16 protein-coding genes and 4 pseudogenes are annotated in these 23,760 nt (G+C 63.4%); 9 read left to right on the plus strand and 11 right to left on the minus strand.

The window, feature by feature from the left end; all coding sequences use genetic code 11:
- The first annotated feature begins 166 nt into the window (after positions 1-166).
- Positions 167-1,060, plus strand: coding sequence for a sensor domain-containing diguanylate cyclase (locus ADT71_RS21450; RefSeq protein ID WP_231636085.1), 894 nt, complete (start codon positions 167-169; stop codon positions 1,058-1,060).
- Positions 1,061-1,066: 6 nt separating this feature from the next.
- Here the strand turns inward: ADT71_RS21450 and ADT71_RS21455 are convergent, their stop codons facing one another.
- The 3 genes from ADT71_RS21455 to ADT71_RS21465 all read right to left on the minus strand — a co-directional run bounded on the left by ADT71_RS21455 (position 1,067) and on the right by ADT71_RS21465 (position 4,776).
- The gene (locus ADT71_RS21455; protein WP_082370479.1) at positions 1,067-2,116 is read right to left on the minus strand and encodes a mechanosensitive ion channel family protein; all 1,050 of its coding nucleotides are present in this window, start codon (positions 2,114-2,116) and stop codon (positions 1,067-1,069) included.
- On the minus strand, positions 2,113-3,327 hold the full coding sequence (gene metC, locus ADT71_RS21460; protein ID WP_054440099.1) for a cystathionine beta-lyase: 1,215 nt from the start codon (positions 3,325-3,327) through the stop codon (positions 2,113-2,115). Before metC ends, ADT71_RS21455 begins: the two co-directional genes overlap by 4 nt.
- A 135-nt stretch (positions 3,328-3,462) precedes the next feature.
- Positions 3,463-4,776: a hypothetical protein gene (locus tag ADT71_RS21465; RefSeq protein ID WP_132469481.1), complete on the minus strand. Its 1,314-nt coding sequence runs from the start codon at positions 4,774-4,776 to the stop codon at positions 3,463-3,465.
- A gap of 192 nt (positions 4,777-4,968) precedes the next feature.
- Here ADT71_RS21465 and queF point away from each other — a divergent pair, with 192 nt between their 5' ends.
- A complete protein-coding gene (queF, locus tag ADT71_RS21470) occupies positions 4,969-5,430 on the plus strand; it encodes a preQ(1) synthase (protein WP_197283097.1) in 462 nt (153 codons plus the stop codon).
- A 181-nt stretch (positions 5,431-5,611) separates the two neighbouring features.
- Here queF and ADT71_RS21475 read toward each other — a convergent pair whose 3' ends face one another.
- Positions 5,612-5,878, minus strand: coding sequence for a hypothetical protein (locus tag ADT71_RS21475; protein ID WP_054440102.1), 267 nt, complete (start codon positions 5,876-5,878; stop codon positions 5,612-5,614).
- A 117-nt stretch (positions 5,879-5,995) separates the two neighbouring features.
- On the opposite strand from ADT71_RS21475, the gene ADT71_RS21480 reads away from it, so the two are divergent.
- On the plus strand, positions 5,996-7,555 hold the full coding sequence (locus ADT71_RS21480; RefSeq protein WP_054440105.1) for a bifunctional GNAT family N-acetyltransferase/carbon-nitrogen hydrolase family protein: 1,560 nt from the start codon (positions 5,996-5,998) through the stop codon (positions 7,553-7,555).
- 9 nt (positions 7,556-7,564) lie between these two features.
- Here the strand turns inward: ADT71_RS21480 and ADT71_RS21485 are convergent, their stop codons facing one another.
- The 3 genes and pseudogenes from ADT71_RS21485 to ADT71_RS35930 all read right to left on the minus strand — a co-directional run.
- Positions 7,565-8,128, minus strand: a complete 564-nt coding sequence (locus ADT71_RS21485; protein ID WP_054440106.1) for a nucleoside 2-deoxyribosyltransferase domain-containing protein — start codon at positions 8,126-8,128, stop codon at positions 7,565-7,567.
- Between the two features lie 50 nt (positions 8,129-8,178).
- Positions 8,179-8,712, minus strand: a complete 534-nt coding sequence (locus ADT71_RS35925; protein WP_369818319.1) for a DUF3459 domain-containing protein — start codon at positions 8,710-8,712, stop codon at positions 8,179-8,181.
- Positions 8,704-10,223: pseudogene (locus ADT71_RS35930) on the minus strand (alpha-amylase family glycosyl hydrolase); the annotation flags it as partial. The pseudogene ADT71_RS35930 and the gene ADT71_RS35925, both read right to left, overlap by 9 nt.
- Between ADT71_RS35930 and ADT71_RS21495 the strand changes: the two are divergent.
- The 5 genes and pseudogenes from ADT71_RS21495 to glgX all read left to right on the plus strand — a co-directional run bounded on the left by ADT71_RS21495 (position 10,111) and on the right by glgX (position 19,240).
- Positions 10,111-12,490, plus strand: a pseudogene (locus ADT71_RS21495) (glycogen/starch/alpha-glucan phosphorylase). The pseudogenes ADT71_RS35930 and ADT71_RS21495 sit on opposite strands and share 113 nt — an antisense overlap.
- Entirely contained in the window at positions 12,487-14,661 is a 2,175-nt protein-coding gene (gene glgB / locus ADT71_RS21500; protein ID WP_054440108.1) for a 1,4-alpha-glucan branching protein GlgB, read from the plus strand. Before ADT71_RS21495 ends, glgB begins: the two are co-directional and overlap by 4 nt.
- 27 nt (positions 14,662-14,688) lie before the next feature.
- Positions 14,689-15,950 (plus strand): annotated as a pseudogene (gene glgC / locus ADT71_RS21505) (glucose-1-phosphate adenylyltransferase).
- A gap of 16 nt (positions 15,951-15,966) precedes the next feature.
- Entirely contained in the window at positions 15,967-17,430 is a 1,464-nt protein-coding gene (gene glgA / locus ADT71_RS21510) for a glycogen synthase GlgA (protein ID WP_054440110.1), read from the plus strand.
- A pseudogene (glgX, locus tag ADT71_RS21515) lies at positions 17,427-19,240 on the plus strand (glycogen debranching protein GlgX). Before glgA ends, glgX begins: the two are co-directional and overlap by 4 nt.
- Here the strand turns inward: glgX and ADT71_RS34250 are convergent.
- The 4 genes from ADT71_RS34250 to ADT71_RS21530 are packed head-to-tail and all read right to left on the minus strand — an operon-like array spanning position 19,224 to position 22,650.
- A complete protein-coding gene (locus ADT71_RS34250; RefSeq protein WP_231636086.1) occupies positions 19,224-19,910 on the minus strand; it encodes a glycosyltransferase family 1 protein in 687 nt (228 codons plus the stop codon). The pseudogene glgX and the gene ADT71_RS34250 sit on opposite strands and share 17 nt — an antisense overlap.
- Positions 19,883-20,293 (minus strand): hypothetical protein, encoded by a 411-nt coding sequence (locus ADT71_RS34255; RefSeq protein WP_231636087.1) that lies wholly within the window; start codon positions 20,291-20,293, stop codon positions 19,883-19,885. The genes ADT71_RS34250 and ADT71_RS34255 overlap by 28 nt, the downstream gene beginning before the upstream one ends.
- A 4-nt stretch (positions 20,294-20,297) precedes the next feature.
- Positions 20,298-21,155, minus strand: coding sequence for a hypothetical protein (locus tag ADT71_RS21525; RefSeq protein WP_054440112.1), 858 nt, complete (start codon positions 21,153-21,155; stop codon positions 20,298-20,300).
- 28 nt (positions 21,156-21,183) lie between these two features.
- On the minus strand, positions 21,184-22,650 hold the full coding sequence (locus ADT71_RS21530; protein WP_054440114.1) for an oligosaccharide flippase family protein: 1,467 nt from the start codon (positions 22,648-22,650) through the stop codon (positions 21,184-21,186).
- 726 nt (positions 22,651-23,376) lie between these two features.
- Here ADT71_RS21530 and ADT71_RS34260 point away from each other — a divergent pair.
- Entirely contained in the window at positions 23,377-23,685 is a 309-nt protein-coding gene (locus ADT71_RS34260) for a sugar transferase (protein WP_231636088.1), read from the plus strand.
- The last annotated feature ends 75 nt before the right edge of the window (positions 23,686-23,760 follow it).

Here is a 23,760-nt window from a genome sequence, read left to right on the forward strand (position 1 = left end):
CTGGATTTCGGAAGTTGTATGGCTGGATTTTCTCATTTCAATGAGGGGTTTTGGCTAACAGGTTCGGCGATCCAAGCGTCGAATTTATTTGGCCGGGTTCCTTTCGGCTGAACCTTCTTTGGATCGAGTTGCGATCCCTCTGATCCGGGGCGTTACCAAGATGGGCATGAATTTCACCGTTCAGGAAAGTTCCGCTTTGTACGGGCTGCTGGCGGAAACCACGTCTGACATTATTCTGAAGACCAATCGCGAAGGCCTGATCCTTCATGCTTCGCCGGGCATCGGCAAGCTCGGCATTCGCCTGCTGCCGGAGCCGATGGGGCCGCATCTGCTGGACCTCGTGGCGGAGACCGGACGGGGTGTGGTCTCGCGCGCGCTGAAGGCGGCCATCGCGGGCGAGCAGCCCGACCGCTGGGTTGAATTCCCGGCCATCACCGCCGATGCGCGGGAAAGCTGGTTCGAGATGCAGATTCGTCCGCTGCGTAATGACGACGGCACCGTCTACGGGGCACTGGCGGTGATGCGCTCCATCGATGAGCGCCGCGAACTGCGCGACCAGCTTTTCGCCGCGACCTACACCGATCCGTTGACCCGCCTTACCAATCGCGCGGCGTTCATATCGATGCTGGAGCATATGATCGCTTCCGGCATGGAAGGGTGCCTGGCCATGTTCAGCATCGACTTCTTCCGCACCATCAACATGAAATACGGCCAGACCACCGGCGACGATGTGCTGCGTGTCTTTGCCGACCTGCTGCGCGAGATACTTCGCTCGGACGACATCATCTCGCGGATCGGTTCGGAGCGTTTCGCCGTGCTGTTGCCGCGTACCACGCCGGAACAGGCGCAGGCGATCTGCAGTCGCGTGGTTTCCACTCTGGCGGACCTGCGGCAGAAGATCGGCGAGAGCCGCTTCGCCATTACCACCAGCGGTAGCGTGGCCCGCATTGCGGACAGTCTCGACAGCACTATCGAGCGAGCCGAACTCGCGTTGTTCTGCGCAAAGGCCAAGGGGCGCAACCGGCTGGAAATGGAGAAGCCGAAGCGCATGGCTTCGTGATCCCGGTCAGCGGGACGGTTCCTCGTTGCGGTTCTTCATGGCATCCAGCAGGGCGCGGAATGCGTCGGTGTCGCGCAGGTTGATGTCTCGCTTGGCATAGGGGACTTCGATCCCGTGTTCCCGGAACAGTTCCCATAGCTTCTTGAGGACGTCGGATCGCACGTTGCCGACGCCTTCCTCCGGATCGGTAATCCAGCAATGGATCACGAAGCGGACGCCGTTCTCGGTGAAGGAATCCAGCCACACCGTGGGCGGCGGCGCGACCAGCACGCGCGGTACGCTGCGTGCCGCTTCGAGCATGAGCTGTTCGGCCTTCACGATATCCGCCGAAAACGCGACGCCCACCGGCACCTGGATGCGGACGTTCTTGCTGGAATAGGACCAGTTCTCGACCTGATTGATCATCAGGTTCTCGTTCGGGATCAGGTATTCCTTCTGATCGCGTGTCGTCAGAGAGACGGCCCGGATGCCGATCCGGCGGATCTGGCCGAATGTGGACATGCCGCCGGCATCGGTGATGGTGATGACGTCGCCCGGCTTGATGGACTTGTCCATCAGGAGGATGATGCCCGCGATCAGGTTGCCGAAGGTCTTCTGCAGGCCGAAGCCTATGGCAAGGCCGAACGCGCCCGAGAACACCGTGAGCGCCGTGAGGTCGATGCCCAGCACGTCGATGCCGACGAGGATCGCGATCGTCCAGATCAGCAGGCTGACGAGCTTTTCCGCCAGCAGGCGCTGCGTCTGGTCCAGCCCCGTGGCAGAGCGGAGCAGGCGGCTGGAGAGCCTGCTGGCGAACCATGCCGCGGAAACCACCAGCGCGAGCACCAGCAGCAGCACGACGAGATCCCAGACAGACACGCGGCTGTATCCGACCTGCACGGCCAGCCGGTCCAGCGTGTCCACGAAATCGCTGAGAAAGCCGCCGCGCGAGGTCACGGCGTGCTTCAGCCCGTCCGCCCCTGCCAGAGGCTGATCGACCGGCCGATGGGCGGCCGCCGAAGCCGTGGCCGAGGGAGTCGGGCTGGCCATGACCATGCGGGCGACCGGGTTGCTCATCCCTGCGCCATCACCGCGAGCGCCTGCTCGATGTCGGCAATGAGGTCGTCGGTATCTTCGAGGCCCACGGCGAGGCGCACGCCGAAGCGGTTGGCCTCGTCCTGCGCTTGGGGCGGCCAGGGCATGATGCTGCGGTGCCTGGTAGGCTCGATCGGCACCACGAGGCTTTCGAAGCCGCCCCAGGAATAGCCGATCGCGAAGAGGTTGAGAGCGTCGATGAAGCGGTTGCGGTCGGCCAGTGTGCCGCTCTTGAACACGAAGCTGAACAATCCGCAGCCGCCCGTGAAATCGCGCGTCCAAAGATCATGGCCAGGCGAGGAGGGGAGCATCGGGCAGAGCACTTGCGCCACTTCCGGCCGCGCATCGAGCCATTGGGCGATCCTGAGGGCGGATTCGGCCTCCTGTCGCAGACGCACGCCCAGTGTGCGCAGCCCGCGCAAGGCGAGGGCGGCATCGTCCGGAGACACCACGATGCCAAGCTGCTGCGCGCGTTCGCGCAGCTTGCCGTAGAGTTCCTCGCCCGCACTGGCGCTGCCCATCATCAGGTCGGAGTGGCCGCCGACATGCTTGGTCAGCGCCATCACGGTGATGTCCACGCCCTTTTTCAGTCCCGCGAAGCCGAGCGGGCTGGCCCAGGTGTTGTCAAGCACCGACACCGCGCCCTTGTTCCGCGCGATTCGGGCCATTTCCGGCACGTCGCAGACTTCCATCGACAGGCTGCCCGGGGCTTCGATCAGCACTGCGCGTGTGCGCTCGCAGAACATCGCTTCGTATGCGGCAAGGTCCAGCGGGTCGAAGAAGCGGGTCTCGATGCCGAAGTCGGCGAGCATTCCCGTGCCCATGGAGCGGGTGGGGTCATAGGCATTGTCGGTGATCATCACCACGTCGCCGGGCCGCAGCAGCGTGAGCATGACGCCCGCGATGGCCGCTACACCCGAAGGGTAGATCACCGTGCCGTGAGCGCCGGGTTCGATCTTGGTCAGCGCCTCGCAGAGTGCCCACTGCGTCGGCGCGCCGCGGCGGCCGTAGAAGAAGCGGCCGTCCTCGTTGCGGCGCGGGCCTTCGGCGAGCGCTGCGGTGTTTTCGTAAAGGTGCGTGCTGGCCCGCCAGATCGGCGGGTTGACGACGGCTCCGGTCCACTCCTTGCGGCGGCCACCGCCGACCAGCTTGGTGAAGGTGGCGAGGTCGTCGAAATTGTCCAAATCGCTCAAAGTGCTCTCCGCTAGGGGCTGGTCGAGAATGCCCCGGGAGGCATTTTTCGTGTGGCCGGCATCGTCAAGTTCCGCAAGGCGCGGGGCTATCGGAAACTGACTCTTGCGGGGAGGAGCCCGCTTGCGCGGAAAGGCTTAAACCGCCGCGCGGCGCGGGTCGAGAGGCAAGAGGCCGGTAGTATCGACGCCCATCGTGCGGGCTGCCTCGATTTCGCGCGAGGCAATCTGGGCATGATCGCGCGGGCCGGTATCGAGACGCAGCGGAGACACCCCCGGTCCCTCTCCGGGAAGGCCGAGCGTGAAGACGCGGCGTGCGGAAAGGCCATGTTCGCCAAAGAAGGACAGCCGCACCAGCGGCACGAAGAGGCTGGCCTGTCCCTGCCGCATCACGCGGATGGCGCTGAGCGGCAATTGCAGTTCGCCCTTGAATTCGCGCGTTTCTCCGGCTGCCAGGGCCTCGACGCTGTGCCGGAGCGGCTGGGCCGACGGATCGGGGGCGAGTTGTTCCGCCTGCGAGAGCGAGGCGTGAGCGGAGATCATGTCGGCCAAAATGCGAAGGCCTCCGGGCAGGCCCGCAGGCGGTGCGGTAACCGCGAGGCGGTATTGCAGCGTGGCGTAGACCAGCGACAGGCGCAGGGCGACCGGCTCGAAGACGATCTCGATGTCGTTGCCCTGAACTTCACCGGAGAAGGACTGGGTAACAGGAATGGGTTCGGGGCCAGCCGGAGCAGCGGTCGGCGGCGGTTCAAGGGCGGTCACGGCGGCAGGTGCGGCAGGCTTCGCCGGTTCGTCGAGAAGTTCGTCCTCGGGTTCCGCTTCAGGTTCGAGACCGGCTTCTTCCCATGCGGTCGCAGGTGTCCGGCGGCGGCGCAGCAGAACGAATACGCCCCCGGCAGCGGCAAGGAGGGCTGCGGGAATGGCTAGCCACCATTCGGGCCAGTGCGGCGAGGCGGCGGGTTCCGACGGAGCTTGGGAGGCCGTTGCCGGACTGCCTTCGGAAACCGGGGGGGCGCTTGCGCTGGGCGCCGGCACGGCAGCGGGTGAGGCCGGGACTTCCGGGGAAGGGCTTGCCGGTTCGGGACGCGCCGATGGCGGGGTTTCGGGCGCGATCGCCGGGCGTGCCGGGGTGGCCGAGGCGGCAGGGCGCGGCTGCGGGCGCTCGGTGGCGCGCGCGGCGGGTGGCGGCGGCGGCGTTACCGTGGGCACGGGGCCTGGCCGCGCCGATGGCGTGCTGGCTGGCGGGGTTGCCGCTGCGTCAGGCGCGGTTTCGCGCGGGGCGACGACCGGCACCTGCGGATCGACCGGTCCCTGCGCGCGGGGCGGGTTCTGGCTGTCCTGCGCGCCGGGCGGCAGGCTCCAGGTCGTCGATTGCGCATGAACTGCAACCGGTCCCGCCAAGAGACCCAGCGTCAGTGCCGCGCGTGAAAGAGTGGTCGCGATTTCAGTCACAGTGCCCCGCATCATCCTCCCAAGCCCCAAAAGGGCTCCGCGCTGAACCCCGAGTTAATGCCCTTGGGCCGCGCGGCGAGACGTTGGCGATCATAGCCGAAACAAGCCATGCGGGGCAATCGCGCCGCTGGCAGCTTTCCCCAAGGACCGGGCGGGTTGAAGCGCGGGCTCGCGGCTCCTATCAAGACGGGCATGACTGACATTTCCATGAACCCGCTGCACCTCGGCCAGAACAGCGCCTTGCCTGCCTCGCCCGAGGAGGCCGTGCTCGATTATGTGCCGAACCCGCGTCAGGGCAGCCTCTATCTCGTGCGTTTCGCGGCGCCGGAGTTCACCTCGCTTTGCCCGGTAACCGGACAGCCGGATTTCGCGCATCTCGTGATCGACTATGCGCCCGGCGAAACGATCGTCGAATCGAAGAGCCTCAAGCTGTTCCTCGGCGCGTTCCGCAACCATAACGGTTTCCATGAGGACGTGACTGTCGGCATCGGCCAGCGCCTGTTCGACGAAATGAAGCCTCGCTGGCTGCGTATCGGCGGCTACTGGTATCCGCGCGGCGGGATTCCCATCGACGTGTTCTGGCAGTCCGGCGCGGCCCCCGAAGGGCTTTGGGTGCCGGATCAGGGCGTGCAGAGCTACCGCGGACGGGGCTGACCCTTTCCAAGGCCCCGGCCAATTCCGGCCAAGAGCTCCGGCCAAAGCCGGGGCGGGCCAATTCGCCAAATAGCAGGGGCGCCGACATGTGCCGACGCCCCTGTGCCCCCGGACTTTCCCTCAGGTGACGGCAGGGCGTGGCTACCGATTTCCCAAGGTCCGTGCCGGGATACGTATTTCATCATCTTGCCGCGAACTGAACTCCGTTGACCTGCCGGAGATCGACCGTTCCCTTGCCGAGAGCGGCAAGCTGGCTGTTCGACAGGCACTGCGCATAAACGGTCGGAGCGTCCGCCTTCAGCGCGGCATCGGTGGCCAGGGCGCCTTCGATGCCAGCCGCACAGGCAGCGCGCGATTCATAGGTCTGCACGGGAGCAGGCAGTCTTTCGCAAGCCGCTCCGTCATCGCTGCAACCAAACAGGGCGAGGGCAATGAGTGTGACGCTCATATCTCTCTCCTTTCGAGAGGGATAACGAGCGACCTGGCAAAAATATCCCGCAAGCGACGGGAAAAGAGTCATTTTCAGGACTGGAACCCCGAGCCCCGCCGCGCGTAGTGTTGGGCCATGGACCAGACCAAAGCCAAACTCATCATCCGCGCCGCCACCGTCGCCGATGCTCCGGCCATCGCGAGGCTCTCGGTAAAAGTCTACGGCAAGGCGGACGCCTTCACCCGCGCCGAAGTTCGCGGGCAGATCATCAATTTTCCCGAGGGCCAGTTCGTGGCCGAATACGACGGCAGGGTGGTCGGCCATTGTGCGACGATGATCGTCACGGCGGAGCAGGCCTTTCGCCCGCATAGCTGGGAGGAGATCAGCAACGGCGGCTACGGTCGCCCCCCCGCTGACGACGGGGATGTGCTCTACGGCTTCGAGGTCTGCGTCGACCCCGACTATCGGCGCTTGCGCATCGGCCAGCGGCTCTACCGCAAGCGGAAGGAACTGTGCCAGTACTTCGAACTGAAGGGCATCGCCTTCGCTGGCCGCATGCCGGGCTATTCGCGCCGCAGGCGCCAGTATCCGAACCCGGCCGACTATGTGCAGGCGGTGAAGGACAAGAAGGTCCGCGATCAGGTCATCCAGTTCCAGATGAACGAGGGTTACGAGCCGCGCGGGATTCTGCCGGACTACATCCCCAACGACAAGGAAAGCGGCGGCAATGCCGTCATCATGTACTGGACCAACCCGCTTGCGCCGCGCGATACCGGCAAGGCTGTGCCGGGATTCAAGGAACGCGTGCCGTCCACCGTGCGCGTCGCGACCGTCCAGTTCATGATGCGCAAGATCGAGGCGATCGACCAGTTCGAGGAGCAGGTCGAATACTGGATCGACGTGGCCGCCGATTACGAGAGCGACTTCGTGGTGTTTCCGGAACTGTTCACGCTGGAGCTGCTTTCGATCGAGGAGACCAAGCTCGAACCCGCCGCCGCCATTGAAAAGATTGCGGATTACACCGAGCGCTTCGTCGAATTCATGCAGCGCATGGCGGTGAGCTACAACATCAACATCATCGGCGGATCGCACCCGACCAGGGTGAAGCTGGGGCAGGGCAAGAGCGAGATCCGCAACATCGCCTATACCTTCCTGCGGGACGGCGCCGTGCACGAAACGCAGAAGCTTCATCCCACCCCTTCGGAGCGCCGCTGGTGGAACATCAAGGGCGGGTACGGCGCCAATGTGATCCCCACCGACTGCGGACCCATCGGGGTGATGATCTGCTATGACAGCGAGTTCCCGGAGCTTTCCCGCCACCTCGTCAACCAGGGCGCGCTCATGCTTTTCGTCCCTTTCTGCACGGACGAACGGCGCGGCTTCCTGCGCGTTCGCTACTGCTGTCAGGCACGGGCGGTGGAGAACCAGTGCTACGTCGTTACTTCGGGCGTGGTGGGCAATCTGCCGAACGTCGAGAACATGGATGTCCACTACGCCGAGAGCGCGATCCTGACCCCTTCGGACTTCCCCTTCGCGCGTGACGGGGTGGCCGCGGATACAGCGCCGAACACGGAGACGATCGCCATCGCCGACCTCAGCCTCGACGCGCTGCTCACCGCGCGCCAGTCGGGCGCGGTGCAGAATCTCAAGGATCGCCGTTTCGATCTGTACCGCGTGGAATGGACCCAGCAGTAAAGGGCCGGGCTATTTCGCGGCCTTGAGGCTCGCGGCGGCGTGTGCCACGCGCTTGCGCGTCGCGGCGATCAACTCGTCCAGGCTTGCGACCTGCTCCACGCCGTAGCGCTCACCCGTGATGTCGACGTTGCCCTTGCGCCAGAAGCCGGGCGGGCAGAGCAGCACGACTTTGCCTGTCCGTGCGTGGAGGCCGAGTTCGAGCAGGCTCACCGGGCTCTGCGATCCCGGAGCGAGATAGAGGACGATCACGTCGGCACTTTCCAGCGCGGCGAGTTCCCATTCCACCTGTTTGCGGAACTCCGGTTCGTCCGCCTCGGGCTTCCAGGCCGGGTTCCAGTCTGGACGGCGCGGGTTGAGCAGGGTCACGTTCTCGTCCTGCAGAGCCGCGATCACTTGCTTCTGCCAGTCCGGGGCAGAACCCATGTCGATGCTTCCGCCCAGGAACACGCGCGGACGGTCATGAGCGGCGGGAAGCGCTTGCGGGGACGTGACTACGATCGCTTCAGCCATGGCAGGGGCCGGCGTCAGGATCGCACAGAGCGAGGCGGCGGCGGCGAGGAGGACTGGTCTCATGGCCCGCCTCTAGCCAGAGCAGCGTGCTGCGGGCCAGTGAAAACGTCATCTCATATCGTAAGCCAGAGCGCGGCATAGGCAGGAAGACCGGCCTTCGTTGCCCCGTTCACCGCGAGCAGCACCTCGCCCTCGGCGGGCAGGGCAAAGGCTATCGGATCGGCGGAGAGATTGAACAGGCATCGCACGCGCTCCCCACCTTCTGCGCGGTCGAACGAGAGCAGCGCGCCATCGGCCGTGCATTCGGCCAGCGTGCCATGGTGAAGCGCCCGGCTTGCATTCCGTAGGGCCAGCACCTTGCGGGTGAAGTGCAGGAGCGAGGCAGGATCGGCTTCCTGCACGGACACCGCGCGGGTGAGGTTCTCGGCCGAAAGCGGTAGCCACGGCTCGCCGCCTGTAAAGCCGCCCAGCGGGGCATCATCCCACGGCAGGGGCGTTCGGGCGCCGTCCCGCGAAAGGGTGAGGGGCCAGTTGGCAATGGCTTCCGGGTCCTGGAGCTGTTCGAACGGAATCTCATCCTGCACGAGGCCCAGTTCCTCTCCCTGGTAGAGGATAACATTGCCGCGCAGCGCCATGAGCAGTGCCATCTTCACGCGTTCGAACGGCGCTTGATCCTGCGGGGCGCTCCAGCGTGAAACGGCGCGGGGCGCATCGTGGTTCTCGAATGCCCAACTTGGCCAGCCGCCGGTTTCGCCCGGCGCGAGTTCCCAGCGCCGGAGCGTGTCGGCGACGAACTGCGCCGTGAGCGCGGGCGCATAGAGGAAGTCGAACCCGTAGGCGCTATTGAGGCGGCGTTCGCCTTCGGTATAGGCGCGCCGGTCCGCCTGCGGATGATCTCCGCCAATTTCGGCTACGGTGTGAACCGCGCCATGTTCGTCGCACACCGCGCGCAGGCGTTCGACGAAGCGCACCATATCGGGGTGGGACTGGCTGAAGGTCTTGAGCTGGAAGTCGAAGGGCCGGGTTCGCAGGCGGCCATCTGCGGGGGCGGGCGGATTGTCGCGCAGGAGCGGGTCGTGCATCGCGTGGTTGAGCGCATCGAGCCGGAACCCGTCGACCCCGCGCTCCAGCCAGTATCGCGCTACGCCGAGCACCGTGTCCTGCACGGCCGGGTTATGCATGTTGAGCTGGGGCTGTTCCTTGAGGAACGTGTGCATGTAGTACTGGCGGCGGCGCCCGTCCCAGGTCCATGCGGGACCGCCGAACACCGACTGCCAGTTGCAGGGCGGGGTACCGTCTTCCTTCGGATCGTTCCAGACGTACCAGTCCGCCTTCGGGTTGCCGCGGTCGGAGCGCTTTCCGCGAACCAGGGGTGCTGGTCCGAGGTATGGGCGTAGACCTGGTCGATGATTACCTTGAGCCCGAGGGCATGGGCGTGCGCCACCAGCGCGTCGAAATCGGCCATGGTGCCGAACACCGGGTCTATCCCGCAGTAATCGGCCACATCGTAGCCGAAGTCGCGCATCGGGGAGGTGAAGAAGGGCGATATCCAGATCGCATCTACACCCAGCCGGGCAACATGGTGCAGCCGCCGCGTGATCCCTGCGAGATCGCCCACGCCGTCTCCGTTGGTGTCCTGGAAGCTGCGCGGGTAGATCTGGTAGATCGATGCGCCCTTCCACCACGGCATGTCGGGGGCAGGGGCGGAGCAGGGCTCCGCGGACGCGCCGGGCGCAGGCAGGGCATCTTCGGTTTCGGTCAGGCTCATGCACACCTTCCGCGATGGGATTGCCCTTCGCCCATACCATCGAGCGGCCGCTTGCGCGAATTTTTTGCGGCGCTGCACAATGATGCTTGCCGCAAGGCAGCGCTGTGGTAGCCATTGGATGAAAGCATGGGAAAATGCGGAGGCGACCTCTTCGGATCCCGGCTCTAAACTATACTGATTGCAGGGCTTTTTCGAACGCGCCTGCGACGGCCAGATCAGGAGTGCGCCCGTGGCTACCGATCCTGTTGCCAGCAGCAAGGCTGCAATTCCCTCGGAAATGGACAAGCATATCGTCAGAGTGCTTCGCCAGCGCGTCGGAAAGGACGAGCGTGCCGCCAAGCAGCATGACTGGTACACCGCCTCGATCCTCGCCTTGCGTGACGAGATCATCGAGAAGTGGATAGATTCCACCCGGCGTACCTACGATTCCAGCGGGAAGCGGGTCTACTACCTCTCGATGGAGTTCCTGATCGGCCGCCTCCTGCGCGATGCCCTCTCGAACATGGGCATGACGCGCGAGTTCGAGGCGGCCCTTCGCGCCCATGGGCTCGATCTCGCCGCGCTGGAGGAGCTGGAGCCTGATGCGGCGCTCGGCAACGGCGGCCTTGGCCGTCTCGCCGCGTGTTTCATGGAGAGCCTCGCGACGCTCGACATCCCGGCTTACGGTTATGGTATCCGCTACGTGAACGGGATGTTCCGTCAGCGCATTGACGACGGCTGGCAGGTGGAGCTGCCGGAAACCTGGCTGGCCCACGGCAATCCCTGGGAGTTCGAGCGGCTCGAAAGCACATACCGCATAGGTTTCGGCGGCGAAGTCGTGGCCGAGGGGGACGGCGTTTTCTGGCATCCGGCCGAACATGTCGAGGCGACCGCGATCGATACCCCTGTGGTGGGCTGGCGCGGCAAGCGCGTGAACACCCTGCGCCTCTGGACGGCGAGCCCGCTCGACCCGATCAAGCTCGATGCCTTCAACGCAGGTGATCATTTCGGCGCCCTGTCGGAACAGGTGCGGGCGGACAGTCTCGTGCGCGTGCTTTATCCCGCCGATTCCAGCTCCGCCGGACAGGAACTGCGCCTGCGGCAGGAGTATTTCTTCACGGCCGCCTCGATCCAGGACATCGTGCGCCGCCATATCCAGTACGAAGGCGATATCCGCACCCTGCCGGACAAGGCGGCGATCCAGCTCAACGACACGCATCCGTCAGTGGCCGTGGCCGAACTGATGCGCCTGCTTGTCGACGAAACTGGACTGGAGTTCAACGAAGCCTGGGACATCTGCCGCCGCACGGTGTCCTATACCAACCACACGCTTCTGCCGGAGGCGCTGGAATCCTGGCCCCTGCCGCTGTTCGAACGGCTGCTGCCGCGCCACATGCAGATCATCTACGCGATCAACAGCCGCGTCCTTCGCGAAGCGCGCAAGGCGGGGTGCAGCGACGCGGAGATCGCCGCGATCTCGCTGATCGACGAGAACGGAGAGCGCCGCGTGCGCATGGCGAACCTTGCGTTCGTCGGCGCTCATTCAGTGAACGGCGTGGCGGCGCTTCACACGGAGCTGATGAAGGAGACGGTCTTCGCCGATCTCCACAAGCTCTACCCTGACCGGATCAACAACAAGACCAATGGCGTCACCCCCCGCCGCTGGCTGCAACAGTGCAATCCGGGGCTCACCAAAGTGATCCGCGAGGCGATCGGCGATGCCTTCCTCGACGATGCGGCCCGGCTCGCTGACCTCAACGCCTTCGCGGACGACAGGCAGTTCGGCGAGCGGGTGGCCGAAGTGAAGCGGGCCAACAAGGTCGTGCTGTCGGACTACATCAAGAAGACCATGGGGATCCGTCTCATCCGGACGCGCTGTTCGACGTCCAGATCAAGCGCATTCACGAATACAAGCGCAGCTTCTGAACCTGATTGAAACGGTTGCGCTCTACGACCAGATCCGCAGCCATCCCGAGCGCGACTGGGTGCCGCGCGTGAAGATCTTCGGCGGCAAGGCTGCGTCCAGCTATCACAATGCGAAGCTGGTGATCAAACTGGCCAACGACGTGGCGCGCCGCATCAATGCCGACCCCTCGGTGGGCGGGCTGCTCAAGGTCGTGTTCGTGCCGAACTACAATGTCAGCCTGGCGGAACGGATCATTCCCGCCGCCGACCTGTCGGAACAGATTTCGACCGCGGGCATGGAGGCTTCGGGCACGGGCAACATGAAGTTCGCGCTCAATGGTGCGCTCACCATCGGCACGCTTGACGGCGCGAATGTCGAGATCAAGGATCATGTCGGCGACGACAATATCGTGATCTTCGGCCTTACCGCCGAGGAAGTCGCCCACAAGCGCGCCAACGGATACAATCCGCGCGAAGTGATCGATGGTTCGCGCGAACTGAGCCAGGCGCTCACCGCCATCGCATCCGGCGTATTTTCGCCCGATGATCCGGACCGTTACAAGGATCTGATCCGCGGCATCCACGAGCATGACTGGTTCATGTGCGCCGCCGATTTCGACAGTTACGCCGCTGCCCAGCGCTCGATCGACGCCCGGTGGGAGGATGTCGCCGGGTGGCGCGCTGCCGCGATCAGGAACATTGCCAACGTCGGTTGGTTCTCTTCGGATCGGACGATTTCCGAATATGCCAGAGATATTTGGAAAGTCCTGTGAAACCACCAGAAAGCGCCATCGAATCCCTGCTGGAAGGCCTCAACGCCGACCCGTTCTCTCTTCTCGGCGCGCTTTCCGGTCCTGACGGGACGTATGCCCGCGCGATCCTGCCGGGCGCGGAGACGGTGGAGGCCTTCAGCCTCGACGGCCGCCGGCTGGGCATGCTGGGCAAGGTCGATGACCGGTTCCTGTTCGAAGGCAAGCTGGTGGGAAAGCCCCAGCCGATCCGCTATCGCTGCACGGCGCGGGACAGCGACTGGCTTGTCACCGATCCCTATACTTTCGGCCCGGTGCTGGGCCCTGTCGACGACCTGCTGATCGCGCAAGGCACGCATTTCCGGCTGTTCGACAAGCTCGGCGCTCATATCATCCGCCACGAAGGCGCGAACGGCGTCCACTTCGCGGTCTGGGCGCCCAATGCGCAACTGGTAAGCGTCGTGGGGGATTTCAATGACTGGGACCCTCGCCGCCATGTCATGCGCGATCGCAGCGACATCGGCGTCTGGGAAATCTTCATCCCGGATATCGCGGACTACCGCGCCTACAAGTACCATATCATCGGTGCCGACGGTATGGTCCAGCCGCTAAAGGCGGATCCCTTCGCCTTCATGTCGGAAATCCGGCCCGCCACCGCCTCGATGACCGCGCACCCCGCCAAGCTGGACTGGGGTGACGAAGCGCACCGCGCGCACTGGGCCTCGATCGATCCACGCAAGGTTCCCGTCTCGATCTATGAAGTCCACGCGGGTTCGTGGCAGCGGGATCGCTTCAACTGGTTCCTTAACTGGGACGACCTTGCCGACCGCCTGATCCCCTATGTCGTCGAGATGGGTTTCACCCATATCGAATTCCTGCCGATCAGCGAGCACCCCTACGATCCATCCTGGGGTTATCAGGCGACCGGACTCTATGCCCCCAGTTCCCGTTTCGGGGAACCGGCGGGCTTCGCGCGTTTCGTGGATGGCGCGCACCGGGCCGGAATCGGCGTGATCCTGGACTGGGTTCCCGCCCATTTCCCGACCGACGACCATGGGCTTGTCCGTTTCGACGGCACCGCGCTTTACGAACATCAGGACCCGCGACTTGGCTTCCAGCCGGACTGGAACACGCTGATCTACAATTTTGGTCGGCGCGAAGTGGCGAGCTTCCTCGTCAACAACGCGCTGTTCTGGGCAGAGCGCTATCACATAGACGGGCTGCGCGTGGATGCGGTGGCCTCGATGCTCTACCGGGATTACTCGCGCAAGGAAGGGGAGTGGATCCCCAACGCCCAGGGCGGACGCGAGAACTGGGAAGCGGTGGACTTCCTGCGCGCGACGAACCAAGCGATCTATGCCCAGCATCCCGGCGTCTTCACTATCGCCGAGGAATCGACGGCCTGGCCGGGCGTCACTCAGCCCGCCTACGACGTGCCCGAGGGAGAACGGGCTTCGGCGCTGGGCTTCGGCTTCAAGTGGAACATGGGCTTCATGCATGACACGCTGCGCTACATGGCGCGCGACCCCGTGCATCGGCGCTATCACCACGACGATCTGACGTTCGGGCTGATGTATGCCTTCTCGGAGAACTACGTCCTGCCGCTCAGCCATGATGAAGTGGTGCACGGCAAGGGCTCGCTGCTCAACAAGATGAGCGGAGACGACTGGCAGAAATTCGCCAATCTGCGCGCCTACTACGGCTTGATGTGGGGCTATCCGGGCAAGAAGCTGCTGTTCATGGGGCAGGAGTTCGCGCAGCGCCGCGAATGGAGCGAGGAACGCGCTCTGGATTGGGAACTCCGTGATGCGCCCGCGCACGAAGGCATCCGCAATCTCGTGAAGGACCTCAATCGCATCTATTGCCAGAAACCCGCGCTCCACGCCGGGGACTGCGAGGGCGACGGGTTCGAGTGGCTGGTGGTGGACGATGCGCAGAATTCCGTCTTCGCCTGGCTGCGCAAGGCGCCCGGTTCCAGGCCGATCGCGGTGATCTCCAACATGACCTCGGCCATGCATACGGGGTATGGACTGCCGCTGCCGCATGACGGCAAATGGAACGAAATCCTCAATAGCGATTCCCGTCATTATGGCGGGACCGGCAAAGGCAACTTGGGGCAAGTCAAGGCCGCGGACGGGCAAGCCATGGTAACACTGCCGCCATTGGCAACGATCATGCTCGAATACGCAGGCTGAAACGAGATACGAAGGAGAGTGAGTGCAATGAGGACGCCGACCGGATCGCCACTCGCGCGCGATGCCATGGCCTATGTCCTTGCCGGCGGACGCGGCAGCCGGCTTAGTGAACTGACGGACAACCGGGCCAAGCCGGCAGTCTATTTCGGGGGCATGAGCCGGATCATCGATTTCGCGCTGTCGAACGCGATCAATTCGGGCATCCGCCGCATCGGCGTCGCCACGCAGTACAAGGCGCATAGCCTGATCCGGCACATGAACCGTGCCTGGAACTTCATGCGGCCCGAGCGGAACGAGAGCTTCGACATCCTCCCCGCCAGCCAGCGCATATCCGAGTTGCTGTGGTACGAAGGCACTGCCGACGCGGTGTTCCAGAACATCGACATCATTGCCTCCTACAGTCCGAAGTACATGGTGATCCTTGCAGGCGATCACATCTACAAGATGGACTACGAATTGATGCTGCAACAGCACGTCAATTCGGGGGCGGACGTCACGGTCGGCTGCCTCGTCGTCCCGCGCAAGGAAGCGACCGCTTTCGGCGTCATGCATGTCGACGAGAACGACGTGATCACCTCGTTCCTCGAAAAGCCCGCCGATCCGCCCTCGATCCCGGGCGATCCGGGCAATTGCCTCGCCTCGATGGGCATTTACGTCTTCGACACCGAGTTTCTGTTCGAACAGCTTCGCAGGGATGCCGCAGATCCCGATTCCCGGCGCGATTTCGGCGGGGACATCATTCCCTACATCGTCAGGCACGGTAAGGCACAGGCCCACCGCTTCACCAATTCCTGCATCCGCGCCGCCGAGGAAATCGAGGAGTACTGGCGCGACGTCGGAACTGTCGACGCCTACTTCGACGCCAACCTGGACCTGACCGATACCGTTCCCAAGCTCGACATGTACGATCGGGACTGGCCGATCTGGACCGACACTGTCGTCGCCGCGCCCGCCAAGTTCGTGCATGACGAAGAGGGGCGGCGCGGGCAGGCGATCTCGTCGCTGATAAGCCAGGACTGCATCGTCTCCGGCGCGCTCGCGCGGCGCTCGCTGCTGTTCACCGGGGTCAAGATGGGCAGCTTTTCGTCCGTGAACGAGGCAGTGATCCTGCCCTATTGCAACATCGGCCGACATGCCCGCCTCTCGCGCGTGGTGATCGATTCCGGCGTCCGTATCCCCGAGGGCTCGTCGTTGGCGAGGATCCTGAACTGGACGGCCGGCGCTTCCGCCGAACCGACAACGGAGTATGTCTCATCACCAAGCCGATGATCGACCGGCTCGGCCTGTGATCGGGTTGGATAGCGAATGCCGTTGAAGGTTCTATCCGTCGCTTCCGAAGCGGTGCCGCTGGTCAAGACCGGTGGCCTTGCCGATGTCGCAGGGGCACTTCCCGCCGCTCTCGCCGAACACGACGTGGAGATGACGACGCTGCTTCCGGGCTATCCTTCAGTGATGAAGGCGATCGGCCGGGCCCGCCCCGTCCATTCGTGGGACTCGCTGGTAGGGTCGCCCGCGCGGCTACTTTCGGCAAGGATCGACGGTTATCCGCTGCTCGTGCTTGACGCGCCGGCGCTTTATGCGCGGGAGGGCGCGCCCTATGCCGACACGGCCGGACAGGACTGGGGCGACAACTGGCAGCGCTTTTCCGCGCTCGGGCGAGCGGCCGCCGATATCGCCGGCGGCGCCGTGGTCAGCCGGGGCAAGCCTAAGCGCTTCGATCTTGTCCATACGCACGACTGGCAGGGGGCGATGGCCAATGCCTACCTCCATTTTGCGCCTTATGGCGGTGAGGGCGGGCGTGTCCCCTCGGTCGTGACGATCCACAACATGGCCTTCCAGGGCTGGTTCGGTGCGGAAGTCTTTCCGCGCCTCGGCCTTCCGCCAGAGGCATGGACGCTGGACGGGGTGGAGTATCACGGCGGCATCGGCATGTTGAAGGCGGGGCTGGCCTGCGCAAACGCCGTGACGACCGTAAGCCCCACTTACGCGCGTGAAATCCGCTCGGCTGCTTTCGGCATGGGGCTCGAAGGCCTAATCGCCGCGCGTGGTCATGCGGTTTCAGGCATTCTCAACGGGATCGATACCGCGCTCTGGAACCCGGCGAACGACCCGGCGCTGGCCGTTTCCTACAATGCTCGCCAACTTGATAAGCGGATCGCGAACAAGCGGGCGCTCGAAGCCGAGTTCGGCCTGGAAATCGACGATGGCCCGCTGTTCATCGTCGTGACCCGCCTGACCTGGCAGAAGGGCATGGATGTCCTCCTGGAGGTGCTGGATCACCTCGTCGGCATCGGCGGGCGGCTGGCGCTGCTGGGCTCCGGCGATCTCGCGATCGAACGGGCCCTGCACGAAGCGGCGGCGCGCCACCCGGGGCGCATAGCCGTGCGGATCGGCTACGACGAGGATCTTTCCCATCGGATGCAAGGGGGCGGCGATGCGATTCTCGTCCCTTCGCGCTTCGAACCCTGCGGCCTGACCCAGCTTTATGGACTTGCTTATGGCTGCGTACCGGTGGTGACGCGGACCGGCGGACTTGCCGATACGGTGATAGATGCCAACCCGGCGGCCCTGGCGGCAGGCGTGGCCACCGGGGTCCAGTTCGATGGCGTGAACTACGATGCCTTCGCGGCTGCACTTACCCGCACGGTGGAGCTTTACGGACGTGGCGATCTCTGGCGGGCGATCCAGAAGAACGCGATGAAGAGCGATTTTTCCTGGAAGGCCAGCGGGGCCGCTTATGCCCGGCTCTATCGTTCCCTGATCGCATGACCGCACTGGGAGCGACGGTCGGGAAAGGCTGCACGCGATTTGCGGTGCGCGCGCCGCGCGCCGACATGGTCTGGCTCTGCCTCTTTGCGGGGGAGCATGAGGTCCGCCATCCGATGGAGCGAAGCGGGCCTGATTGGGTTTTGATGCTGCCGGAGGAAATGGCGGGCGCCCGTTACGGCTACCGCGCGGCAGGCGAGTGGGCGCCGCCGAAAGGGCTCTGGTTCGATCCCGCGAAGCTGCTGGTCGATCCCTATGCAGTCGAACTCGATCGGCGTTTCGTGCAGGATGGCACTTTGGCCGAATTCGGGTCGGATACCGCGAACATCGTTCCTCGCGCCATTGTCCCGGCTCCGGCCGAACCGCTCATGTCGGGGCCGCCGCACTTCGCGCCCGGCGGGCTGATCTACGAACTCAACGTGCGCGGTTTCACGCGCCTTCATCCCGACGTGCCGGTACATATGCGAGGCACAGTCGCCGCCCTCGCGCATCCCTCCGTGATCGCGCACCTCAGGAAACTGCATGTGAGTGCGGTGGAACTGATGCCGGTGGTCGCCTGGATCGACGAGCGGCACTTGCCGCCGCTGGGGCTCGTCAACGGCTGGGGTTACAATCCGGTGGCGATGATGGCGCTCGACCCCGGCCTGTGTCCGGGCGGCATCGCCGAACTGCGCGAAACAGTGGCCGCACTTCACGCCGAGGGCATCGGCGTTCTGCTCGATCTCGTGTTCAACCACAGCGGGGAGAGTGACGTGGCGGGCGGTGTTATTTCGCTGCGTGGGCTCGATAATGGCGCATATGCCCATGCCCCTGACGGTTCGCTGATAAACGACACCGGCTGCGGCAATACGCTGGACTTCGCCAATCCCGCAGTGCGGCGCTCGCGCTGGACGCCATGCGCCATTTCGTCACGCGCTGCGGTGTGGACGGCTTTCGGTTCGATCTTGCGCCGGTGCTGGCGCGCGGGCCCGGTTTTGATCCAGCCGCTCCGATCTTCGCGGAAATCGCGGCGGATCCGGTGCTTTCCACCCGCGTGATGATCGCAGAGCCGTGGGATATCGGGCCGGGCGGCTATCAGCTCGGCAATTTTCCAGCGTCATGGCTTGAATGGAACGATCGCTTTCGCGACGACGTGCGACGTTTCTGGAAGGGCGAGGAAGGTATCGGTAAGCTGGCCACGCGGCTGGCGGGCTCCAGCGATGTGTTCGGCCCGGTCACGCCCGATGAAGCGTGCCGCTCCATCAATTTCCTGGCCGCGCATGACGGTTTCACTCTGGCTGACACCGTATCTTACGAAAACCGTCACAACTGGGCCAATGGCGAACAGAACCGCGACGGTCATGGCGATAACTTCAGTTGGAACAACGGCGTAGAAGGTTCGAGCGACGATCCGCAGGTGCTTGCTGCCCGCCATGCCGACATCAAGGCCATGCTGGGCACGCTGTTCGTTTCCACCGGAACGATAATGATCACTGCAGGAGACGAGTTCGGGCGAACCCAGCACGGTAACAACAATGCCTATTGCCAGGATAACGCTATCGGTTGGATCGACTGGGAACGGCGCGATTGCGAACTGGAAGATCACGTCGCGGAATTGGCCGCATTCCGCGCGGCTAACCGGACCGAGTTCGCGCGCCAAGCCGAAGATCTGCGCTGGGTCACATCCAATGGCGAGGATATGACGGTGGCGGATTGGGAAAGTCCGCTCGCCGATACGCTTTGCTGGCAATTGGGCGGCGGCGCCCTGAAGGTCAGCGTCAGGCGCGAGGCTCGGGAAGTTCTGCTCGGCCAGGAGGTTACACCAGCCCGCTGATCAGGGAGTGAAGGCGCTCTCCTGCTGCGTCCCAGGTCAACGCTGCGGCTCGACGGGCGCCACGCGCACGGAAATCGTCAGCGAGCATGGGATCATCCAGAATGGCGCTGATTGCCTGCCGATATGCCGACGGATCTTCAGCATCGACCAGCACCGCAGCACCTTCGCAGACTTCCGGCATGGCTCCCGCGCGCGCGGCCACAACCGGGGTGCGGCAATGCATCGCTTCGACAGGTGGCAGGCCGAACCCTTCCGTCAAGGAGGGGAAGACGAATACCGAGGCGGCGGAATAGAGCGCCCGTAGTTCGGCATCGGATACGAAGCCCGTGAAAACCGTGCCCGGAGGCGGCGTCCAACCAGCCATGCTGTACCGATCGCCGGATGGTCCGCCAGCAACGACGAATCGATATCCTTCGGGCAATGGCTGGTGCATGGCGCGGAACAGGCTGCGCATGTTCTTGTAGCCCTTGATCGAACCCATTGTCAGGACGAAGCGCCCCGATTGTAGCCCGAGCCGCTGCAGTATCGTGCTATCGGCGGGCACGCCGAGCAGGTGATCCGTGCCGTTATGCACGACATCGATCTTGTCGTGGTGCCCGATGCCATGTGCGGCCAGCGCATCGCGAGCGAAAGCGGATACGGTCAATATGCGGCGGCGCGTCCGATCCACGGCAGCATGCGGCGATAGGCAGCCGCCTGGCGGCCGGAATAGTCTTGCGGATAGAGGAACGTCTGCGCGTCATGGATCATGACCACGCTGTTGCCATGAAGCAGCGGAGCGAGATTGCAGAAATTGACCAGCAGGTTGCTGCGCGCCAGTTTCGGCAGCGTCAGCATTTCCCAACCCTGCCCGCTGCCGCAACGCCCGCGAGCCTGCGTGGGGGTAAGATGTGCAAATTCGGCGGCCGATGCTGCGGCAAACGGCGAAAGCAGGCGAACATCATGTTCGCCTGCGGTTCGCTTGATGAGCTGTTCGCAGTAATGGGCGGCGGTACGATGAACCCCGTTTAGGCCGGCGCCCAGGAACTTGCCGTTGATATCGATGCTGGCCATTGCTTCACGCTACCTTGCGTTTGCAGAAGGCTTCGGCGTTGTCCTTCGCTTCCCGGTAAAGCGTTTCGTCGCGGGCGTAATATTCGGCGATAAACCGTTCCACTTCGTCGCCCAATGTGATTGAGCCGTAGCGGTTCGCGGCCTTGGCGAAGGCGCCGCTTTTCATCCAGAAAGGATAGATCGCCTGCTTCAGGGATGGGGGGAGCAGCTTGCGGCCAACGAAACGGGCCGCTGGCTGGATGGGACCCGCCCATTTTCGCGGCTCGTGCCGGGCATGATCGTGCGGGATGTCGATCGTGAGGCCGGTCTCTGTCTTCACCCAAAGCGCGGCGGCATCGATGCGGTCGATCGGGAAAATCTTGGTCACGATGCGTTCGCCGCCCAACTCGGCATAGTCACACTGGCGGGAGAAGTGGATATATTCCATGTCGCAGAAGTGCCCCCGGGCATCGAGCCAGTCACACACATGCCGTGCCTCCTCTTTCAATATGGGGTCGTCCGCGCGCAGTGCTGTCATCCCGCGATGTTCTCGAAGACGCTGCAAGAGCGCCGAAAAGAAGCGATCGCGTGGAGGGCGCGCCAGGATGAAGCTGCGAGAACCTACCAGGGTGGACCACGTCGCCGGAAAGTGCCTTTCGAGAAAGGCGAGCGGCACATGTTCTGGCTGGACCCGGCCCAGCCCCGGCATGCCGGTTACGCCGGCCTCCATGAGTCTCTCCGCTTCCGGTTCGTTGACGCCGAGGTCCGTGGCCATCGCGGCAAAACACAGCGCATCGCATTGGGCCAGAGCATTGCGAACGCTTTGGCCTGCGTTCTTGGGAATGTGGATGAATGCCAGGCGGGCAGCTTGGATATAGAGCACGGTTTCATCTCCTTCGTAGGGTCTGAATTTAACCGGAAAAGACCTCCAGGCTGAAAATGCGCAGCCGGTAGGCCATGGCGAGGAACACGAGTCCCAGCATCGCGGAAGCGAGGAGGCCGATGACAAGTGTGGTGATGGGGGGAGCGGACATTATGAGGAACCCACAGTGGCGCAGCGCGTAAAGCATCAGGAAATAGGCCAGACCGAGTGCGCCGGCGGCGATGAATTTCCTGACCGCGGGGCCGACGCGCACATGGCCTTTCCATCGAATGAGATGAAAGCCCCAGATCGTGGTGATAAGCACCACGAATGCTTGCGACCATGCGAGCGCCGCGATGCCGAAAGGTGTGGCGATGAGGATCGCCGCCACGGACAGGGCGGCAGCGATCAGATTGAACATCATGACCCAGTGCGTCCGGTCCAGCGCCGCGAAGGCGGGTTCAACCAGTAACTGGCCCGCACCTGCCACGCCGCGCAGGCTCATCGCATAAGTGACGACCAGCGCGGCAAGATAGGAAGGTTGGAAGAATGCGGAAACGATGTCTCGTCCGAAAACTATGATAACGGCACCCGCCATGCCCGTCAGCAAGGCGACGGTGCCCGAGAACCGGGCCAGCGGTCCGGCCAGATCCTGCTCCTGACGCGCGGAATTGCCGAATTGGGTTGCGGCGAAGTTGCTCATCGGCTGCGTCAGAATGTCAGTTGCTCCGGTAGCGATGCGATTGCCGAAACGGTACAGCCCTACATCGGCGGGCGAGTGGAACAGGCCGAGCATCACATCGCCGGCATATCGCGCTAGAAACGCCAGAAAGCGCGATCCATAGAGATTGCTGGAAAAGACCGTGGCCTTGCGCGCCAAAGCCATGCTGAACTGGAACATCGGCCAGGTTCGGCCCGCCACGACGAACAGCACTGCGCCGAACAGAATGCGCACATAGCGCGCGGCGACCAAGGCATAGAGCGAATGCCAGTACCACAGCAAGATTGCGCCGCTGATCAGCGCAACCAGGTTCTCTACGAAGACGAACTTGAAGTTAAGTGCTACCGCCTGCCGCCGCAGCAATGTCGCCGAAGACCAGGCAACGATCGAGGCGACGGGCTGTGCCATTGCGAGCAGCAGCAGAACAAGGCCGAGTTCTTTGGCGCCGAAAAGCCACTCCAGGGGAAATGCGATAGCGGCCAGGAACAGCGACGCTGCCCCGACCAGCGCAAGTATCAGCCAGAAGCACGTTGATACGACCAGCGAATCTTCGGCTTTCGCAACGAGGACGAACTGGAAAATTCCCGTATAAGTGAGCGTCTGAACGAGAATGACGAAGACGTTCGCGAGGCTGAACACCCCAAAATCGGCTGGCTCCAGAAATCGCGCGGCGAGGAGCGTTATGACCAGGGTCGAGACTTGTTCCAGCGCACGGGCTGAAAACGCGAACAAGGCGAACCCACCGCGATTGCGAACGATCCGAAGGTTGGCGCGTCTCAGAACCGCAACGCTCATGCCGCTGAGGTCCTATCGGGTGAACTTGCACCTTGCGCCCGCGTTTGCTGGCGGCTCTTCATGTGGGAACGTTCCCGATCCTGCCACTACTTGGCTCGCGTTGAACGGTCGAGGGCGGGAGGCTGTCATGAGGATGATTCAATTGACAATAGTCCTGCGTTATTTCGGGACGTGCAGCGATTTCGACTTGATTCTGAAAGCCATTCCGATCGCTGGTGAGGGTTAACCCTATCATCACGCGAAGTTTCCGTTCGTGAAACTCCCCCCAAGTTGGATGAAGATTGTTCGGAGTTACGATTGCGCACCACACGGTTTCGTGGGTCGCATTTTCGCTTATCAACGACGTATTTTGGTCGTTTCGGCGATTGATGTCGCCGGGTTTCAGGCAATCTGCAAGGCGGACGCACGTTGAATTCGACGAATTCGGCGCAGGTTGCTGACCACAGATCTTTCTCGGAGAGCGGAGCGCTTGTCGATCTACGCAGCGAGCAACGAATAATCCGTCGTTGACGAGAATCTGCTTTTACGTGCCTAATTCTCGGATTTTTACTACGTGATTTTGCGCAGAAATGACCATCATGTCGCTATTTTGGCGGGTTTTGTTTTACGCGTCCAAAGTGGAGCCAGATCATGTTGCGGATGCGAAGAGGGGGGTGGTAGCTCTGATTAACCAAGCAGTAAGGATGCTCGTCAGGCTTCCTGAGCGTTGTCAGAGGGAGTGATTGAGTGGCGGAAACGGCACTACGCACATTGTGTCTGCAGGAAGATGTGTACTTGGCTGACGGTCTTCGGCCAAGCAATGCACGCCCTTCTGTTGCACAACCCAGGTCGATCAACCTTGGGGAAGCGATGCTCTGGCGGCTTTTTGATGTACTGGTGGCCAGCGCAATCCTGATGTTCATGCTGCCCTTCCTGATTGTCCTGGCCATTGTCACTTACCTCGGTGATCCTGGCCCCATATTCTACCGGCATCGCCGCATCGGCTGCCGCGGACGCTACTTCGGCTGTCTTAGAGCCCGCCCCGAAAGTTGTTGAGCAATACCAGCCATTTATGATTCACGCCGTCCTGCGAGAGATGGAGTGATCAATGGCATGGACTGGTATTGCCCG

The organism is Novosphingobium sp. ST904 (genome assembly GCF_001298105.1).
Taxonomy (GTDB): domain Bacteria; phylum Pseudomonadota; class Alphaproteobacteria; order Sphingomonadales; family Sphingomonadaceae; genus Novosphingobium.

Coding starts and splice junctions, on each gene's coding strand:
- ADT71_RS21450 (WP_231636085.1), top strand. CDS start 167: ATGAATTTCACCGTTCAGGAAAGTTCCGCTTTGTACGGGCTGCTGGCG.
- ADT71_RS21455 (WP_082370479.1), bottom strand. CDS start 2,116: ATGAGCAACCCGGTCGCCCGCATGGTCATGGCCAGCCCGACTCCCTCG.
- queF (WP_197283097.1), top strand. CDS start 4,969: ATGACTGACATTTCCATGAACCCGCTGCACCTCGGCCAGAACAGCGCC.
- ADT71_RS21475 (WP_054440102.1), bottom strand. CDS start 5,878: ATGAGCGTCACACTCATTGCCCTCGCCCTGTTTGGTTGCAGCGATGAC.
- ADT71_RS21480 (WP_054440105.1), top strand. CDS start 5,996: ATGGACCAGACCAAAGCCAAACTCATCATCCGCGCCGCCACCGTCGCC.
- ADT71_RS21485 (WP_054440106.1), bottom strand. CDS start 8,128: ATGAGACCAGTCCTCCTCGCCGCCGCCGCCTCGCTCTGTGCGATCCTG.
- ADT71_RS35925 (WP_369818319.1), bottom strand. CDS start 8,712: ATGGCACTGCTCATGGCGCTGCGCGGCAATGTTATCCTCTACCAGGGA.
- glgA (WP_054440110.1), top strand. CDS start 15,967: ATGCCGTTGAAGGTTCTATCCGTCGCTTCCGAAGCGGTGCCGCTGGTC.
- ADT71_RS34255 (WP_231636087.1), bottom strand. CDS start 20,293: ATGGCCAGCATCGATATCAACGGCAAGTTCCTGGGCGCCGGCCTAAAC.
- ADT71_RS21530 (WP_054440114.1), bottom strand. CDS start 22,650: ATGAGCGTTGCGGTTCTGAGACGCGCCAACCTTCGGATCGTTCGCAAT.